The sequence below is a fragment of the Nonlabens sp. genome, from assembly GCF_039941875.1.
Taxonomy (GTDB): domain Bacteria; phylum Bacteroidota; class Bacteroidia; order Flavobacteriales; family Flavobacteriaceae; genus Nonlabens.
In genome coordinates, this window is record NZ_JBDVDQ010000004.1 from 48157 (window position 1) to 66897 (window position 18741).

18 protein-coding genes are annotated in these 18741 nt (G+C 35.2%); 6 read left to right on the plus strand and 12 right to left on the minus strand.

The window, feature by feature from the left end; genetic code table 11:
• The first annotated feature begins 50 nt into the window (after nt 1-50).
• Nucleotides 51-575 (plus strand): thioredoxin fold domain-containing protein, encoded by a 525-nt coding sequence (locus ABJF08_RS03305; protein WP_348114617.1) that lies wholly within the window; start codon nt 51-53, stop codon nt 573-575.
• On the opposite strand, the gene ABJF08_RS03310 is transcribed toward ABJF08_RS03305, so the two are convergent.
• From ABJF08_RS03310 to surE, 5 genes are read right to left on the minus strand one after another with little or no spacing between them, the layout of a single operon-like run.
• On the minus strand, nt 572-2653 hold the full coding sequence (locus tag ABJF08_RS03310) for a ComEC/Rec2 family competence protein (protein ID WP_348114618.1): 2082 nt from the start codon (nt 2651-2653) through the stop codon (nt 572-574). The two genes, ABJF08_RS03305 and ABJF08_RS03310, sit on opposite strands and share 4 nt — an antisense overlap.
• A gap of 22 nt (nt 2654-2675) precedes the next feature.
• Nucleotides 2676-3362: an NlpC/P60 family protein gene (locus tag ABJF08_RS03315; protein ID WP_348114619.1), complete on the minus strand. Its 687-nt coding sequence runs from the start codon at nt 3360-3362 to the stop codon at nt 2676-2678.
• Nucleotide 3363: 1 nt separating this feature from the next.
• Entirely contained in the window at nt 3364-4479 is a 1116-nt protein-coding gene (gene lpxB / locus ABJF08_RS03320) for a lipid-A-disaccharide synthase (RefSeq protein WP_348114620.1), read from the minus strand.
• Complete coding sequence (locus ABJF08_RS03325; protein ID WP_348114621.1) at nt 4476-4751, minus strand: hypothetical protein; 276 nt, start codon at nt 4749-4751, stop codon at nt 4476-4478. Before ABJF08_RS03325 ends, lpxB begins: the two co-directional genes overlap by 4 nt.
• 19 nt (nt 4752-4770) lie before the next feature.
• On the minus strand, nt 4771-5553 hold the full coding sequence (gene surE, locus ABJF08_RS03330; RefSeq protein ID WP_348114623.1) for a 5'/3'-nucleotidase SurE: 783 nt from the start codon (nt 5551-5553) through the stop codon (nt 4771-4773).
• Between the two features lie 93 nt (nt 5554-5646).
• Between surE and ABJF08_RS03335 the strand changes: the two genes are divergently transcribed.
• From ABJF08_RS03335 to ABJF08_RS03345, 3 genes are read left to right on the plus strand one after another with little or no spacing between them, the layout of a single operon-like run.
• Nucleotides 5647-7833 (plus strand): carboxy terminal-processing peptidase, encoded by a 2187-nt coding sequence (locus tag ABJF08_RS03335; RefSeq protein ID WP_348114624.1) that lies wholly within the window; start codon nt 5647-5649, stop codon nt 7831-7833.
• Entirely contained in the window at nt 7833-8936 is a 1104-nt protein-coding gene (locus ABJF08_RS03340) for an ABC transporter permease (protein WP_348114625.1), read from the plus strand. The genes ABJF08_RS03335 and ABJF08_RS03340 overlap by 1 nt, the downstream gene beginning before the upstream one ends.
• Complete coding sequence (locus ABJF08_RS03345; RefSeq protein WP_348114626.1) at nt 8937-9758, plus strand: DNA/RNA non-specific endonuclease; 822 nt, start codon at nt 8937-8939, stop codon at nt 9756-9758.
• A gap of 9 nt (nt 9759-9767) precedes the next feature.
• On the opposite strand, the gene ABJF08_RS03350 is transcribed toward ABJF08_RS03345, so the two are convergent.
• Both ABJF08_RS03350 and ABJF08_RS03355 read right to left on the minus strand, forming a co-directional pair.
• Nucleotides 9768-10121, minus strand: a complete 354-nt coding sequence (locus tag ABJF08_RS03350; RefSeq protein ID WP_348114627.1) for a hypothetical protein — start codon at nt 10119-10121, stop codon at nt 9768-9770.
• A 62-nt stretch (nt 10122-10183) separates the two neighbouring features.
• Nucleotides 10184-11464: an FtsX-like permease family protein gene (locus tag ABJF08_RS03355; RefSeq protein WP_348114628.1), complete on the minus strand. Its 1281-nt coding sequence runs from the start codon at nt 11462-11464 to the stop codon at nt 10184-10186.
• Between ABJF08_RS03355 and ABJF08_RS03360 the strand changes: the two genes are divergently transcribed.
• Entirely contained in the window at nt 11457-12722 is a 1266-nt protein-coding gene (locus ABJF08_RS03360) for a DUF1343 domain-containing protein (protein ID WP_348114629.1), read from the plus strand. The genes ABJF08_RS03355 and ABJF08_RS03360 overlap by 8 nt on opposite strands.
• A gap of 222 nt (nt 12723-12944) precedes the next feature.
• Here the strand turns inward: ABJF08_RS03360 and ABJF08_RS03365 are convergent, their stop codons facing one another.
• The 3 genes from ABJF08_RS03365 to ABJF08_RS03375 all read right to left on the minus strand — a co-directional run bounded on the left by ABJF08_RS03365 (nt 12945) and on the right by ABJF08_RS03375 (nt 15954).
• Nucleotides 12945-13682: a hypothetical protein gene (locus tag ABJF08_RS03365; protein WP_348114630.1), complete on the minus strand. Its 738-nt coding sequence runs from the start codon at nt 13680-13682 to the stop codon at nt 12945-12947.
• Between the two features lie 33 nt (nt 13683-13715).
• A complete protein-coding gene (gene obgE, locus ABJF08_RS03370; RefSeq protein ID WP_348114631.1) occupies nt 13716-14723 on the minus strand; it encodes a GTPase ObgE in 1008 nt (335 codons plus the stop codon).
• Nucleotides 14724-14850: 127 nt separating this feature from the next.
• Nucleotides 14851-15954, minus strand: a complete 1104-nt coding sequence (locus ABJF08_RS03375; protein WP_348114632.1) for an adenylate kinase — start codon at nt 15952-15954, stop codon at nt 14851-14853.
• Nucleotides 15955-16106: 152 nt separating this feature from the next.
• Here ABJF08_RS03375 and purK point away from each other — a divergent pair, with 152 nt between their 5' ends.
• Entirely contained in the window at nt 16107-17252 is a 1146-nt protein-coding gene (gene purK / locus ABJF08_RS03380) for a 5-(carboxyamino)imidazole ribonucleotide synthase (RefSeq protein ID WP_348114633.1), read from the plus strand.
• Between the two features lie 85 nt (nt 17253-17337).
• On the opposite strand, the gene ABJF08_RS03385 is transcribed toward purK, so the two are convergent.
• Together ABJF08_RS03385 and ABJF08_RS03390 are read right to left on the minus strand one after the other, a co-directional pair.
• Entirely contained in the window at nt 17338-17931 is a 594-nt protein-coding gene (locus ABJF08_RS03385; RefSeq protein ID WP_348114634.1) for a hypothetical protein, read from the minus strand.
• Between the two features lie 285 nt (nt 17932-18216).
• Entirely contained in the window at nt 18217-18411 is a 195-nt protein-coding gene (locus ABJF08_RS03390; RefSeq protein WP_348114635.1) for a hypothetical protein, read from the minus strand.
• Nucleotides 18412-18741: the final 330 nt, after the last annotated feature.

The window sequence follows — 18741 nt, forward strand, 5'->3', positions numbered from 1 at the left end:
GCACCATAACGGTGCGTTTTTTGCGTTGATAGATTTTGTAACTTTACCTTATGAAATTATCCCCTATAGTATTCCTATTATTTTCGGCACTTGGTTTTTCTCAAGTAAACTGGATGACCATGAACGAGGCATTAGAAGCTCAGAAAAAAGAACCTCGCAAGATTTTAATGAAATCCTACACAGACTGGTGCCCTAATTGTAAATGGATGGATAAGCACGCTTTCGCGAAAGCGGACATAGCCACCTACATCAATGAAAATTATTACCCTGTGAAATTTAATGCTGAAGGGACAGAGGTGATCAATTACAAAGGAGCTACTTATGCAAATCCGTTTAAAAAACGCGATGATAGAGCTCAACATCAGTTTGCAGAATTCATAAGAATATTTGAATATCCTACCTTAGTTTTCTTTGATGAGAAAGGAACGATTATTAACCCAGTACCAGGAAAATTAGATTCTAAAAAGTTAGAGATCTACATCACTATGTTATCTGACGAGACTTACAGATCTATCAATACTGGTAAAAAATGGAGTGATTACCAGCGTAATTTTAAATATAAATTGCAAGATTAATTAACTTCAATAGCTCCTGCTTCATAAGTGTTGAGCAATTTTACGTTCATCTTATCGCAGGTAGCCTTCCATGTATTAACTACATTACGATAATTAGAGCCGTCTGCTATAATAAGTTTTGGATTTAAATCTAGAATAAGTCGTTCTAGATTAATTTTAGGAGAGTGTGAGAGCAGTACAGTGGCGTTCTTAATCTCTGTGTTATAAACACCGTTTTCATCTATAACTATGAGTTGGTCGCCTTTATAACCGACAACATTTTTTAGAGAATCTAAAACCAATTCTTTACCACGATTATTCTCAATCGCTTTTAATCTATTAAGACTATTAAATGCACGTGTAGAGTCCATAACGTGTAAATCTGTAAACAACACGGCATTTGTTTTATTACTAACACTTACAGCGCTTCCTGTTGCTTGATGTAAAACAAGAAAACGATCCTTGCTAGAGGAATAAGATTCAAAACCTTTTATACCAAATAATAGGACTAAGGAAACTACACTCAGGTGCAACATCCAGTTGGGTTTTTTAAGATAAAAACGTTCTCTTTTACTTCTTTTAAAATAAGGCAATACAAATAAAACAAAACTAAATAATGCCACATATCCTAAAATGGTTTCTGCTAATGTAAGATGTATATCTTTAAGAATAAAATCATCATAAGAGCTTATTTTACCTACAATTCTTATAATCCATTCCAGTATATAATTAAGCACAGTTGCTAACCAAAGTGACGGAAGATCGATCATAAGCAAAATAATAAGTAGTAATGAGGCTCCTATTATTAGAGGTAAAATAGGTAATAGCAACATATTACCAAAAATAAAAAGTCCAGGAATTTGATGAAAGTAGAATAGACTTATACCTGCAACGCCTATTTGTGCAGAAAGAGTTACCGTAAAGATTCCCCACAACTTTCTAGCCACCGAAGTCAACCAATTCTTGCGTGGGATTACCCATAAACCTGAAATAACCGGCTGAATCAATACTATGGAAAAAACCGCCATATAACTTAATTGAAAACCTACCTGAAACAACAATCTAGGATCAAGTAATAAAAGCACAAACGCAGATAATGTAAGACTGTGATAAACTGATCCTTTGCGTTTAAGATTCATTCCTACCGCTACAAAAGAAAACATCGTAACAGCCCGCATGATGGATGGCGACATTCCAGTAAGTAATGCAAATGACCATAATAATATTACAAGCACAGCACTCTGTATCCAGCGACCATACTTTAATCTTAAAAGACGTCTAGTAAGAAATCTTAATATCAATAGTATGATACCCACGTGCAACCCACTTAATGCCAGTATATGAATAACACCTGCGTCTCTAAAGCTTTTAGTCACCTCAGGATCTACATTCTGTCGCTGTCCTAAAACTAGTGCTTCTATCATAGCTTTAGGTCTATTTCTTAAACCTGACTTAGCCAATTTGTTTAAAATGGTTTTTCGCAGTTGTAATAAAAAACCTAAATCTCCTTCTCCACTAGTATAATTTAAAATTCGAGGTTTATCTACATATACCTGACCATAGACATCTATAGATTTCAAATACTTTCTGTAATCAAAATCACCAGGATTACGGGCAAATGCAGGTAAATTCACATCATCATAAACGGTGAGACGATCACCTACTTTATAACCCAGACTGTCTGCTCTTTTGAACAATACGAGGGTATTTCCTGACACAGCTTCTTGATCTAGTGCAAGAACCTGAGCATAGAATCGGTCATTAAATTTATTAGGAGTTAATCGTTGAGACAGCTTTAATTGCAGGACATGATCCTGACCTTGTGTTTGCTTCTTTATAAAATGATCTGAACCTAATTCATTCTGAAAATATAAATGTGCACCACCTATAAAAAAGAAAAAACTATAAACCGAAAGAGCAAAAACAGCTTTAAAACCAAAGGTAAACCTACCTATCAACAATACTAACATTGCACATAAGACAGCACCACAAATCACATAAATGAAAAGCGTAGAATCTACTTCTATGAATCTAGAGAATAAGATTCCAGCAATGAGAAACAATAAAATTCTGTAAAAAGGATAGTCCAGCCAGCGCATGACTAAATATAGTCAAACTATTTTAATCTATCCTACCTGCTCTAAGAAAGGCATTTAGCCAGTAAGGTTCATTAAGTGTAGAGGTCATAACACCACGTGATGTTGTAGAATGTATAAATTCTATTTCTCCTGGTGTTACTTTAGTAATAAGAGCAACGTGATTAACTTTTTTTCTATTTCTACCAGTGGCAAAAAATAAAAAATCTCCTTTTCGCACCTCATCGAGTTCCATTTTTTCGGCAGTATCATACATAGAACGACTGGTGCGAGGTATGGTTTTTCCCGCCTCTTTAAATGCCGTACATATTAGACCACTGCAGTCCATTCCCTTACGAGTTGTACCGCCATAACGATACTTCACTCCTTTATAATCCATTGCATTATCTATTACCTCATCAATAAAAAGAGTACTTTCCTCATAAGGTTTTTCTTCAGGCTTTTCTTCTAGCTTTTTTTCAGCCGTTTCTGTATAAGAAAATTCCCTTCCTTCACTCTTTACTATCATCGTACGTGCAGGTCTTGTTACAGGAACGTCTTTTTTGGTCGAGGCTCTAGCTGCTTGCCTTTTTGTGGTGACCACTTTAGGTTTAGAACTACCACAAGAGGTTAATCCTAAAAATAGTAGGGTTAGTAATGTAAATGTGACTATGTGAATAGAACGGTTTTTATTTAGGTCTTGCTTTCGCGAAAGCGGAATACTTACATTCATATTACTTCTTAATATCTTTATATATTAAACTAGCTGTGTTCTCACTCGCACCTATACCACCTAATTTTTTTTCTAACTCGTAGTAATCGGCAAAAACACGATTGCGTTGCATAGGATCTAAAATCGCATCTAGTTCTTGCTGGAGCTTTCTTTTATTAAATTCCCCCTGAATAAGTTCTGTAACCACAGGCTCATCCATAATTAAATTAACTAGAGAAATGTAATCTAGCTTCACGATTCTTTTTGCTATTTGATAACTTATGGAACTCCCTTTATAACAAACCACTTGTGGGACTTTAAACAAGGCTGTTTCTAGAGTTGCTGTCCCAGAGGTTACTAACGCCGCATGACACAAACTCATTAAATCATAAGTGCGATTCATGACTAGGGTTACTGGATAGTTTTTTAAATAGGTACTATAAAAAGACTCGTCCTGACCAGGTGCACCAGCTATGATGAATTGGTAATCTGGATACTGATCTACCATTTCTAGCATGACACTAAGCATCTTTTTTATTTCTTGTTTGCGACTACCTGGTAATAAAGCGATAAGCGGTCTATCATCTAGATTATAAGTGGCAAGAAATTTAATATGATCTACAGGCTCTCTTTGAGAAATGGCATCTATTAATGGATGACCGACAAAATGAACCGGGAACTGATGTTTCTGCTCATAGAAATCTTTTTCAAATGGCAGGATAACGTACATCTCATCTACATCACTTTTAATTGCACTTATGCGGCCTTCTTTCCACGCCCATATTTGTGGTGAGATATAATAATGATTGCGGTAACCTTTAAGTTTAGCCCATTTCATAATCCTGAAATTAAATCCAGGATAGTCTATATAAATAATAACATCGGGCTTAAACTCTTCTATATCTCTTTTACATATACCTATATTTTCAAGTATAGTCTTGAGATTGCTCAGCACTTCTACAAAACCCATAAAAGCGAGTTCCTTATAATGCTTAACAAGTTTACCACCTTGAGCCTCCATCAAATCTCCACCCCAAAATTGAAATTGAGCATCTGGATCTTTCTTCTTAAGCTCTTGCATAAGTAAAGATCCATGAAGGTCTCCACTCGCCTCGCCTGCTATTAAATAGTATTTCATAGAATAAAATTAAACATTAAACCTACAATACCTGATAGCATAGTAGCCATTACAACACCACGCGCCTCGTATTCCTGCACCGGTTTTTGAAACTTGCCTATTTTTCCAGTAAGAAAAAAGAAGAAAAGAACTAAATTAAAAATTGCACCTAATACAATTAACTTACCTAAAAAACCTTCTCTATAACCATCTACTAGAGCTTCTTCAAACGCATAAGGTGTTATAAGAACAATATATAAGTAGGTACCTATAGCGTTTGCTATCAGTCCCATTAAGAATCCTTTTAATATTTTACTTACCAAAATCCCAAGTATTAAGTTCTCCTATATAATGATGTGCAGTAAGATCATATTGTGTAGGTACTATAGAAATGTAATTGTTTTCTAGAGCCCACTCGTCCGTATCTTCTCCCTTATCGTCGTTTACAAACTTACCGGTAAGCCAATAATAATCCCTACCATAAGGATTTGTACGTTTATCAAATTCTTCTACCCAGTAGGCATTTGCCTGACGGCATATTTTAATTCCTTTGATTTCTTCCTTTGTAGCTTTAGGTATGTTTACATTAAATATAACACCTCTAGCCATTCCTTTTTCAAGTACTTGCTCGATAATTTGTTTTACATAATCTCTAGATTGAGAGAAGTCTGCATCATGATCATAATCGCATAGAGAGAAACCGATGGCAGGAATACCTTCTATACCAGCCTCCATGGCTGCACTCATCGTACCACTGTAAATCACATTAATAGCACTATTGCTACCGTGGTTAATACCACTGACACATAAATCTGGTTTGCGATCTAATATTTCATGACTAGCCATTTTTACACAATCTACTGGTGTACCACTAGTGGTGTATTCTTTATGATCATAGTCATGCTGTAAGAATTCTTTTACATAAAGCGTATCATTAATAGTAATTGCGTGTCCCATGGCACTTTGCGGACTATCTGGTGCAACCACTACTACATCGCCTAGTTCTCTAGCGATACTTATTAACGTCCTGATTCCCTTTGCGGTAATACCATCATCGTTAGTAACAAGGATGAGTGGTTTCTTTTTATTTTCCATAAGATTTTTAAGGTGGTTAAAATTAAGTAAATTAGCCGAACCATGTGATATTCTTGCCTTACTTTAACCATCTTAAATTGGCATGGTTTTTACATGTGTAGAAAGAGACAAATGAAGATCCTTATGAATTTCCTTAAAAATAATTTTATACTAGCGATACTCACATTACTAGTGGCAACGGCTAGCTGTAGTTTTACTAATAATACTATAGACCCTGGAGACAAAGAAAAAGAGCAGTTATTAGTGAATTTAATTTCGCACGTCTTAAAAAGAAATCACTTTTCACCAGCAGATCTTACTGATGAATTCTCAAAAGAAATTTTTGACAATTACATTAATGACTTAGATCCTGCAAGGAGATATTTTTTAGAAAGTGATTATAAAGAGTTTCAGGCTTATGAATATTTGATCGATGATCAAATACGTGATAGTAAGGTAGATTTATTTAATCTAACCTACGAGCGTCTTCTAAAACGTCAGGAAGAATCAGAAAAGATTTTTGCAGATTTAATAGAAACGCCATTTGACTTTACGGTAGATGAGCGTATGGATACCGATTATGAAAAGGCTCCTTATGCAAAAGATAAGACTGAGTTAAAAGACAGATGGAGGAAACTGTTAAAACTAACAGCTTTAGGTACTTATTACGATAAAATAGAAGAGCAAAAAGAAGCTCTAGAAGAAGATCCTGAATCTGAACAAAAGAGCCTTGTTGATCTAGAAAAAGAAACAAGAGCAGAGATCAAAAAGTCGATGTTAGAGAATTTTGACAATAATGATGATGTACAACGTCTTGATTACTTCTCTTTATTTGTAAATTCTATAACAGCACACTTTGACCCACATACTAACTATTTCCCACCTCAAAACAAAGATCGTTTTGATACTTCAATGAGTGGTAAACTAGAAGGAATAGGTGCACGTCTTCAAAAGAAAATGGATTACATAAGTGTTATAGAAATTATCTCTGGTGGACCAGCATGGAAAAGTGAGTTGATCGAAGTAGGTGATAAGATTCTTAAAGTAGCACAAGAAAAAGATACTACCGCTACTTCTATAGTAGGTATGAGAATAAGCGATGCTGTAGAATTGATAAAAGGCCCTAAAGGCAGTAAAGTTATCTTAACTCTTAAAAGAGTAGATGGATCTATAGAAGACATTACTCTAGTAAGAGACGTAGTTCAAATAGAGGAAACTTTTGCAAAATCTGTGATAGGAAAAGATCAGGACTTTAGATTTGGTTTTATCAACCTACCTAAATTCTATTTTGATTTTGACGATCCTAATGGGCGTGCATCAGGAAATGATATCGCACAAGAAATTAAAAGACTAAAAACTGAAGGTATGGACGGTCTTATTTTAGACCTCCGTAATAACGGTGGTGGTTCTTTAAGAGAAGTAGTAGAAATGGCTGGACTTTTTGTTGATGAAGGACCTGTTGTACAAGTAGCTTTAAAAGATAAAAGAACTAGAACTCTTAGAGACAGCGATAGTGGTGAGATTCTTTGGGAAGGCCCGCTAGTGATAATGGTAAACGAGTTTAGTGCGAGTGCAAGTGAAATACTAGCCGCAGCTTTACAAGATTATGAGCGTGCTGTGATTATAGGTAGTAAGCAAACCTTTGGTAAAGGAACCGTTCAAAATTTTGAAGATCTAAACCAATGGGTACGTAATAATGAATATGGTGATCTAGGCGCTATTAAATTAACTACTCAAAAATTCTATAGAATTAATGGAGGTAGTACACAGCTCGAAGGTGTAAAAAGTGATGTAGTTACTCCTGGTAGATATAGCTATATTGATGTAGGAGAACGTGATGAAGAATTCCCTCTACCATATGATGAAATCGCAAAAGCAGATTATAATAAATTTACAGGTTATTCTAATCTTGCAGAATCTATTCAAAAAGCACAAGAAAGAATAAATAACAACCCTACATTTAAGCTGATAGATGACAACGCAAAATGGTTGAGCGAGCAACGTGATAACAATGACATTCCATTAAATTTCACAGAGTATAGTGAGCGTCTAGATAGATTAGAAAAAGAAACAGAGCAATTTGAATCTTTATCTGATTATAAGAATAATCTAGAATTTGATATGCTAGCTTATGAAAAGACACTAACTTTAAATGATAGTGCTCTTAAAGATAAACGTGAAGCATGGATGAAAAATCTTAAGAAAGACGTCTATGTTTCTGAGGCTGTAAATGTGCTTAAAGATCTACGTATGAACAATATTAAAAATACGAACAAGACTAAATGGAGCGTTAAAAATTAATGTCTCATAAATCAACATCATTAAGCTCACTCGCGCTCCAGAAGTTCAAAAAAAACTTCTGGGGCGTTTTGAGTTTTATAGTTATTCTATTTTACGCTATCATCGCATTATTCGCATATGCACTCGCACCTGACGACACGCAGTATGCAAATCAAATGCATATTTCTATCCATTCACAGCCTCCAGGTTTTACGGTAAACTTATTAGAACTTCCATCTACACAAACAGAATCTAGTTTTTGGGACTGGTGGACTGGAAAAACATCTTCTATTGAAGAAATCCCATATTCAGATCTTAACTTAAAAGATGGTAAATTTTACTACCGCCCTTATGATGTAGATGGCAACTTATTGCCTTTTATAGAAGTGCCTTTAAAGTTAGGAGATAAAATGGATTTGTCTCGCTTTCGCGAAAGCTATACTTCTAAAAAAACATTTCTTCTAGGTACTGATAAATATGGTCGCGACCTTTTGAGCCGTATGATAGTGGGAACTAGAGTTAGTATTTCTATAGGTTTTGTTACGGTATTCATTTCCTTATTCATTGGAATATTTCTTGGAGCGGTCGCAGGTTATTATGGTGGTAAAATAGATGCTGCTATCATGTGGTTAATTAATGTTACGTGGTCCATTCCTACTCTTCTTATGGTAATTGCTATAAGTATAGCTTTAGGAAAAGGGTTTCTTACTGTCTTTATAGCCGTAGGTCTCACTATGTGGGTAGAAGTGGCACGTGTGGTGCGTGGACAGATTATAGTCGCCAAAGAATATCAATACGTAACTGCAGCCAAGGCCTTAGGATTCAACAATTTTAGAATCATAACAAAACATATTTTACCCAATATTATGGCACCGGTAATTGTGATTAGCGCGGCAAATTTTGCTGCATCTATTCTTATAGAAAGCGGTCTTAGCTTTTTAGGTCTAGGCGCACAACCACCCATGCCTAGTTGGGGAAGTATGATAAAAGATCATTACCAGTACATAATTCTAGACAAGGCGTATCTTGCAATCGTACCAGGAATTGCTATCATGACCTTAGTAATGGCTTTTATGCTTTTAGGAAATGCTTTAAGAGATGCACTGGACGTAAAAACTAGTTAGATGAGAAAATACATTTACCCAATTATAATACTAGCATGTGCTGCTGTTTACTACACTTATCAAAATAAAGAAAACGATGCATATTCTGAAGATAATTTATCTCAAGATGAGTTTCTAAATCGTGACGTAGATGGAGACGGTATCAAATCGCTGGCATTGAAGGATTTTTTACCACGTTCTAATAATCAAATTGTAAACCACCATACATACAGTCTATCATATAACGAACAACATGAGCAGGCAGAGTGGACGGCACATGTTTTAAGAGCAAGCGACATAACTAATAACAACTACAAGCGACCTTACTTTGAGGTGGATGATAAAGTAAAAACCAAAGCTGCTCACTGGCGCAATTATAAAAAAAGCGGTTATGATAAAGGTCACCTAGTTCCTGCAGGAGACAGAAAGTCTACTAAAGCTGCTCATGACGAGACTTTTCTAACCTCTAACATAAGCCCACAAGAACATGCGTTTAATGCCGGTATATGGAACACACTGGAGCAGAAGACTAGATATTATGCAAAGCGTTATGATGAGGTTTATGTGATCACAGGATCTGTCCTAAAAGACGATTTAAAATCAATAGGTTCTGAGAACGTGTCTGTACCAGAACAGTATTATAAAATCCTATATCGCAATGACTCTGACGGTGGTAAAATGGTAGCTTTTCTTATGCCACATGAAAAGACTAATAAATCTATTTATGATTTTATCACTAGTGTAGATAAAATAGAAGAGTTAACTGGAACTGATTTCTTTTATCAATTACCAGATTATATGGAGGATAAGCTAGAGACAGGAAAAACTTCTAAAGGTTGGTAGAAGGTAAAATTACTTTCTTAGTCCGATAAATTCTATATAGTTTAGTTCAGATTTATAGACCTCAAAAAGTTGTTCTTTTGATAGGTTGATGATAGAATCCTTTAAAGCTTCTTCAACTATTTTTTCTATCTTTAAGGCTTGCGGCTGTTGATTAATTTTAAGATCAATATTTTTAATCAGCATACTCTGGTAAATCAATTCTTGTTCAAAGTTTATTGCCCTTTTAATTTGAGACACATCTATCTTTTCAAGATTCAATTCAAGAGTTACCCAACATGCTGCTTCCTCTAAGCTGTAATTCAAACTATTTTTACTCCTAGAGCTTATTTCACATATCGATTTTTCTTTACAAGAAACTATCATTAAAAAAATATGGTAATAAAAAACGTTTTCAATTCAAAATTTATCATCATTTAACATTTATCCTACTCAAACCTCATCGCCTTAACAGGACTTATTTTACTCACTATAAAAGTAGGTATAATCAAGGCTAGCAAACACACTACAAAGGTTCCTAGATTTAAAGCTACAACATGCCACCACGATATATAAACAGGCATCTCGGTAACATGATACGATTGTGGATCTAGCGTTAACGGGCTGAAAAAGTATTGAATCCCTATCAATCCTAGACCTATCACATTCCCTATCACAAGACCTTTAAAAACTAAATTCATTGCGTTGTAAAGAAATATTTTACGCACCGTCCAATTAGACGCACCTAGCGATTTTAAAACACCTATCATATTAGTACGGTCTAAAATCAGTACTAGTAACGCGGTAATCATGTTGATTATACCTACAATAAGAATAATACCTATAATTCCAAAAATATTACCATCTAGCAAAGCGAGCCATTGAAATATCGCAGGTAGTTCTTGCTCTATAGTTTTAGCATTTAATTCTGACGGTGTGTTTAATTGTATGTTCCTACCTATCTCATTAAGCTTATCAAAATCATTAATAAAAACTTCAAACTTTCCTACCTGGCTCTCATCCCATTTATTGATACGCTGTATGTGTTTGATATCACCTATTATAAATTTAGAGTCATATTCTTCTAGACCACTATCATAAATCCCAGAAACAGTAAAAAATCTAGCAATAGGCTCCTGACCATTTGCTTTCATAAAATAAGTACTGGCCTGGTCACCTACTTTGAGTTGCAAACGCGCAGCAATATCATCAGAAATTAATATATCAAAAGAAGTGTCTTCTTTATTTAATTTGGGCAACTCACCTTCTATTAAAAAATCTTGGAGATACTGCCAGTCATAATCTGTACCGACACCTTTAAGAATAATCCCTTCAAAATCGGTTGCTGTGCGTATCATACCGCCTTTAGTAGCGATAGCCTGTATGTGTGTTACCTCTGGTACTTTTGTAAAATCAGGATAAAAACCTTGCTCTTTTGAGATCGGTTTTACCGTCGTTACAGAGTTATTGCGATCATATAACGAAATACTTACATGTCCATTAAAGGCACTTACCTTCTCTTTTATCTTTTTTTGCAGGCCTACACCAGTGGCAATAGCTATAAGCATCACAATAATACCTATTGCAATTGCTGCTATCGCAATTTTTATTATCGGCGCACTTACGCTATTTTTATAACTTGTACTACTTTGTACCCTTTTAGCAATGAAATACTCTAGATTCACTTTTTCTCCTTCTATATTCAAATATACCATAATCGCTATGGTCATAGGAATAACTTCTTGTAATTCTAAGATCAATGGTAATAATACACCTACATCTCCTATTGAAGAAGAGCTTATTCTCCAAGATAATCGTAATAAACAGCTTCTAGTAGACGCAAATAACAACGACCCAATACCTGCCGCCTACCTATTAGGGGATTGGATAGAAAAATTAAAAGGTAAAAGAGTTGCCATAGTAGGTAATCAAACCAGTGTTGTAAAAACACAAGACACCATCATTTCCAAAGAATGGAAAACTAAAGAAAAACTACGTTACACACATCTAGTAGACACTCTATTAGCACATGGCATAGACATTAAAAGAGTATTTGCACCAGAACATGGTTTTAGAGGCACTGCAGACGCTGGCGCAACTATTAAAGACGGTATCGACTCTCAAACTGGGCTGCCTATTATCTCTTTATACGGTAAAAATAAAAAGCCTTACAAAGAACAATTAGAAGACGTAGACGTTGTCCTTTTTGACATACAGGACGTAGGCGCACGTTTTTACACTTATATCTCTACACTACATTATGTGATGGAAGCCTGTGCGCAGTACAATAAAAAACTGATCGTTCTAGACCGACCTAACCCTAACGGTCATTATATAGACGGACCTATTCTAGAGCAAGAACATCAGAGCTTTGTAGGCATGCATCCTGTTCCTGTGATTCACGGTATGACCATAGGAGAATATGCCCTTATGATTAATGGAGAAAAATGGCTAGACAATAACCTAACAGCAAAACTAGAGGTTATCGAGTGTAAAAACTACACACACGACTCTTCCTATAGCATACCTATAAAACCATCTCCTAACCTACCTAACGATCAGGCTATAAATCTATATCCTAGTCTTTGCTTTTTTGAAGGTACAGACGTTAGTGTAGGTCGTGGTACAGAAATGCAATTTCAAGTTTACGGTTCTCCATCACTGGTAAAATATACAGACTTTGACTTTACACCTACGCCTAATGTAGGTGCCAAAAGACCTAAATTTAACGGGAAGAAATGCTACGGTGTGGACCTTAGAGAATATAAAAAGCTAGATCATTTGAACTTAGATTTTTTGGTAGACGCTTTCGCGAAAGCGCCATCAAAACAAAACTTTTTCAACTCATTTTTTACTAAACTAGCAGGAACTAAAACTTTGCAAGCTCAAATCGAGAAAGGTATGACCGCACAAGAAATAGCAGCAACCTGGGAGAAAGGCTTACAAGATTATCAAAAAATAAGAGTGAAATACTTACTTTATAAATAAAAACAATGTGCATGAATGGTTATCGCACAGTGGTAATAATGATAACCAATTAACTCACCTTGGTTTTATTCAGCATGTTTATAAAAGAGCGATGGAAAAATATACAACGTAATGTACCTACCAAATTTTAAGTAATTTGAGTTATGAATTAAGATTGTCAAAAATCAAAAAAGCCTAAATCTAATTAAGATTCAGGCTTTTTTGATTTTATTTAAATACTATCTAGTTGTCTCTGACCATGTATAATAAAATCTCATCTTCTATTTGAGAGACGATCATAAAACTATCATTCAATTGATGTATTCTATATACAATCTTTTCATCACCAGAATTTGAAGTACCTACTAGATCGTTATTATCATGATTAATTTTAAACTTTTGAGTAGTACCGAATCCACTTACACCTAGCTCTACCTCTTCACTAGTTTTAAAATGAAGGGTTATCATTAAACCCACCATTTCAAACAACTCTGCACCTTCGGACTCATTAACAACTCTTACTTCTTCTACTTTCCATTTACCTAGAAGCAACTCTTCGTTTATCTTCTCGTTTTTATAGCTAGTTTCTTTTAAATATGTATAAGTTTTTGCCGCCGTAACATCGCCTTTTATCAAATAAAAGCGCATATTCCTTAAAGAATAACGAGCTTCATTTTCAGATAATATCTCTAGAGAACCTTCTTCTAGTTGTAGCGTATTACCTTCTTTAATGTAAGTAGCCTCTGTCTCTTTTCCCATGAACTTATTTACATAAGTACCGTCTTCTTTAAAAACTAATTTATAAGAAGCAAACATATTTGAAACGGTGCTAATTCGTTTTTCTAACTCTTCAGCACTCAAGACACCATCATCAATAGCCTTACGATCCACACGGTTAAAACTCCATGTTCCTAAAAAATCTTGTGCTGTACTTAACGTGCAAGTCAACAAGATCATTATAAAGAAAAACTGTTTAATCATTTTCAACTATTTTGAAGATTAAGAAATTGAAACCTACTCATTCAACATCGCCCATAGACGATCTTTTAACTGTGTTAAGTTGTGCTGTGAGATAGAAGATATAAACATGTACGGCGCTCCATCAAAAGCTCCTTCATTATCTAATTCTTCTCTCATTTGCTCGATTAACTCTTCGTCCAGCATGTCTGCTTTTGAGATCACTACAAAACGTTCTTTATCTAACATCTCTGGGTTGTACTTTCTCAACTCATTCACTAGAATGTCGTACTCTGCACTAATATCGTCAGAGTCTGCAGGAACTAGAAATAGTAAGGTAGAATTACGCTCTATGTGTCTTAAGAAACGATGTCCTATCCCTTTACCTTCTGCAGCACCTTCTATAATCCCAGGAATATCTGCTATTACAAAAGTTTTATAATCACGGTATTCTACGATACCAAGATTAGGCTTTAAAGTAGTAAACTCGTAGTTAGCTATTTTAGGTTTTGCCGCTGTAAGAACAGAAAGTAATGTAGATTTTCCTGCATTAGGAAATCCTACCAGACCTACGTCTGCAAGAATTTTAAGTTCAAAAGTCACATCTAGAGATGTACCATCCATTCCTGTTTGTGCATAACGAGGCGTCTGTCTGGTAGAGGTTTTAAAATGCCAGTTACCACGACCGCCTTTTCCTCCTTCACAAAGGATAAAATCTGCACCATCTTCTAGAATCTCATGTACCACAAGACCAGTTTCTGTATCTCTAATAACAGTACCTAATGGCAACTCTATTATAATATCCTCTCCATCGTACCCAGTTCTACGTTGCTTTGCACCGTTACCTCCTTGAGCAGATTTAAAGTGACGTTTATACTTAAAATGATAAAGCGTCCATAGGTTTTTATTACCTCTAAGTATGATATGACCACCACGACCACCATCACCACCATCGGGACCTCCTTTATCTATATATTTCTCTCTGTGTAAGTGAGTACTTCCTTTACCGCCACGGCCAGATTCTACAGTTACCTTTGTATAATCGACAAAATTTCCTTCAGTCATAGTTCTATGTTCAGTTAAACGGTTATTGACAAACCGTTTTTTGTTCTCAGTTAATAGTCAACTAAGTATTTATATTTTTGAAACCGTTTCCCTAGACCAGAAGGGGATAGTTTCTACTTGTTACTTTTTAAAGTTTATCAAACTCTACACTTAAACGCTCTGTAATAGCATCCATAGATCCTACACCATCCACGCCGTAATATTTACCTTGCGCTTCATAAAAATCTTTTAACGGTGCAGTTTGTTTGTAATAAACCGAGATACGATCTCTTATCACACCTTCATTAGCATCATCTGCACGACCGCTAGCTTTACCTCTTTCTAGAAGACGTTCTACTAGAGCTTCATCATCTACTTCTAGAGCAACCATTCCAGCTATCTCTGTATTTTTTTGAGATAATAATTCGTCTAGAGCAATTGCTTGAGCATCTGTTCTAGGAAAACCATCAAAAATAAAACCTGCAGCGTCTGGTGTTTTTTCCACCTCGGCCTTAAGCATTTTAATAGTAACTTCATCTGGAACTAGATTTCCTTTGTCCATAAAAGACTTTGCAAGCGTTCCTAATTCAGTACCGTTTTTAATATTGTATCTAAAAACATCTCCTGTAGAAATATGAATTAAACCATATTTGTCTTTTAAACGAGTTGCTTGAGTTCCTTTTCCTGCTCCTGGAGGGCCGAATAAAACGATATTTTTCATGCGTTGAGTTTGTACGTAAAGTTCGGGCAAATTGCGCCCTAAATTATTATAATCCATGCCGTATCCCACGACAAATTTATTTTCTATATGTTGTCCTATATAATCGATTTTCAACTCTCGATCATACACTTCTGGTTTAAAAAAGAGCGTTGCTATTTTAATCTCTAGAGGATTGTGTTCGGCTAGCTTTCGCGAAAGCTTCTCTACCGTCAAACCGCTATCTACTATATCCTCTACGATAACAACTGTCCTACCTGCTAGATCTACATCTAGCTCGTTACCAAACTCTACGACACCAGTAGAACTAGTACCGTCGTAACTTTTTGCACGCAAGAAACTTATCTCACATTCATGATTAAATTTACGAGTCAGGTCGGCAAGGACCATGTAACTACCATTTAATATTCCTAAAAATACGGGCTTTTTATTTGATAAGTCTTTGTTGATTTGAGACGCAAGATTATCTACAGCAGCTGCTATTTCTTGTGCGCTCAAAAAAGATTTAAAATAAAGATCGTGGATCTTAATCACTATAGTTCATTTTTTGCAAAGATACTATTTAGTAAGCAGTTGACAGTATCTGTTAGCGGTGGTTATTAGATGGATAAACTAATCGATTTAAATATATAAGATTCTGTTTCTATTTCAAGTTAGGTTTCAATTTAACCTCTTATTTTTGAGGCATGAAACAGACACAATTCTCTTCAGGTTTTACATTAGGTATTTTAGGCGGTGGACAACTAGGCAAAATGATGCTTTACACCACTAGAAAATGGGACATCAACACTTATGTGATGGATAAGGACGACACGGCGCCTGCCTATCAAGGTTGTGATGTTTACTTTGAAGGAGATATTATGGATTATGAATCTGTAATGGAATTTGGTGAGCAAGTAGATGTACTTACTGTAGAAATAGAAAACGTAAACGTACAAGCGCTTCAAGATCTAGAAGATAAAGGAATAGCTGTTTCCCCTAGTGCCAAAGTTCTTAACCTTATAAGAAATAAAGCACGACAAAAATCTTTCTACCTTGACAAAAACATTGCGACTGCAGCTTTTGAGGTATATTCTCAACCTAATCCACAGCACCAAAGAGACTATCCCTTCATATGGAAAAGTGCCGAAGGTGGTTATGATGGAAAAGGTGTTAAAGTAATACGACAAGCTAGTGAACTAGAAGACTTACCTCAAGTAGAGTGTATTTATGAAGATATGGTCGATTTTGATCTAGAACTAGCCGTAATCGTTGCTCGCAATGCAAATGGAGAGATGAAAACATATCCAGTAGTGGAAATGGAATTTCATCCTGAGGCAAATCAAGTAGAATATGTAATATGTCCAGCACGTATTAACATGGATATTTCTGACCGTGCAAGAGAACTTGCTTTAGAAGTTTCTGAAGCTTATGAACATGTAGGTTTACTTGCTGTAGAAATGTTTCTTACTAAGTCTGGCGAGCTACTAGTTAATGAAGTGGCTCCAAGACCACATAATTCTGGTCACCATACCATAGAAGGATCTATTACAGACCAGTTTGAGCAACATGTAAGATGCGTGTGCAACTTACCTCTAGGGGCTACAGACAGTACAGTTGCAAGTGTTATGGTAAATCTAGTAGGAGAAGAAGGTCATACTGGTAATGTAATTTACGATGGTATAGAAGATATTCTTGCCATGCCAGGTGTCACACCTCATATCTACGGTAAAAAAGAAACAAGACCATTTAGAAAAATGGGACATGTTACTATAGTCGCAGATGATATAGTCGCTGCTCGTGAACTTGCTGAAGTTGTAAAAGGAAAAATTAGAGTTATTGCTGAGAAGTGAGAATGAGTTCTTGAATTACCACACTTGATGGAGAATCTAGTGGTTATCTCGATCTTTGGGTTTCTCAAAATTGAAACATTAATTTTTAATTTAATTTTAATCTGCTATAATGAAGACTATCGATCTTCTTTTCAATCCATAACTCCTCAAGAATACTTCCATATTCTTCTTTATTACGATGGTGGTTCATAACTTGATACCTTGTCACTTTAAGGCCTAAACCTGCACAGTCATCAGATGGAAAACCGTATGTGTTTAGGTATTTTTTGAGTCTTACAAAATTTATCGAGTCACGTCGCCCAAACTCTTGTATCCTACTAGCACCTTCTTTTATAACACGATAATATTGCTCGGTATCAACTTGCGCTGAATCAAGTTCACGAGTAATTAAAGATTGTTTAAAATCTTGTAATGCACTATCAATAACTATTCCTTTAGAATGCTGACTAAAAGACCTTATTAGAAACTGATCAATTGGGTATCTAGTAAGGTCAAGATAAACAAGTTTAGCTTCTTCTTTAGCGTAGTAACGATAATTAAACCTTACCGCTTGATCTTCCAAGGCAATAAGTAACCACTCCTCACATTCATCTTCGTTTGTCTTATTGCTATTTTTTGTATCACAAGAAATTAATATCAAAAATGTTATAGTAAATAATAGATGTTTTATTCTGATCATGTGATGTTTATAATAAAAACTTAAATCTTATCGAAGATATTGTTTCAGTAGAGTAAAAGAAGCTAGGAAATAAAAAAACCAGTGAACTCCGTTAATCATAATTAATATAATGTGACACTACGGTTGTAAGTTATGTATCGTTAATCAATATTGCAATCAGTATTCAGAATTAAATATTGACAGCTTCCCTACTGATTTTCTAATTTAATTTCAAGCTCTTTGCTCCTAGGCGAAACCTTACAAATTAAAGCAAGACATGGAATATAGAGTACTAAAGGGATACAATCAATTATCTTCAGAATCACTTTTATTTTTAAATTGCTTCATTTTCCATCTTCCATAAATAGCAAAACCCAGAATAAAAATCACAATCCCAACGTAAACATGCCAGTAACCTTCCATCGGTCTACCTGGAAGTCTACTAGTTGTTTTATGCGGTGACAACTGTAATAATAACATGGTCAATTTGACAAAATGCATAATTTATAATTGAGTGTCTAAAATTACGTTCTTCACCATCATTTTTTATCAAGATATTTTCTAATAACAAAGCTGTATAGCAATCCAATCGCGACTATGGAGCCGATAAGAAGTGCAACTTTCCACGTCTCTGATTTTATACATTCATTACAAGAGCCATTATCAGGAAGGTACTGCCATTGAGTTAGCAAGTTCATAAATAACGTGAGTTCGACATAATAATTTCAAGCTGTTTGCTATCGGGCAAAACCTTACAGGTTAAGATAACGCTTTGGTTTCCATTTTCCAAAGATTTGAAAGTCAACATCTCCAATTAAATATCAAATTGAA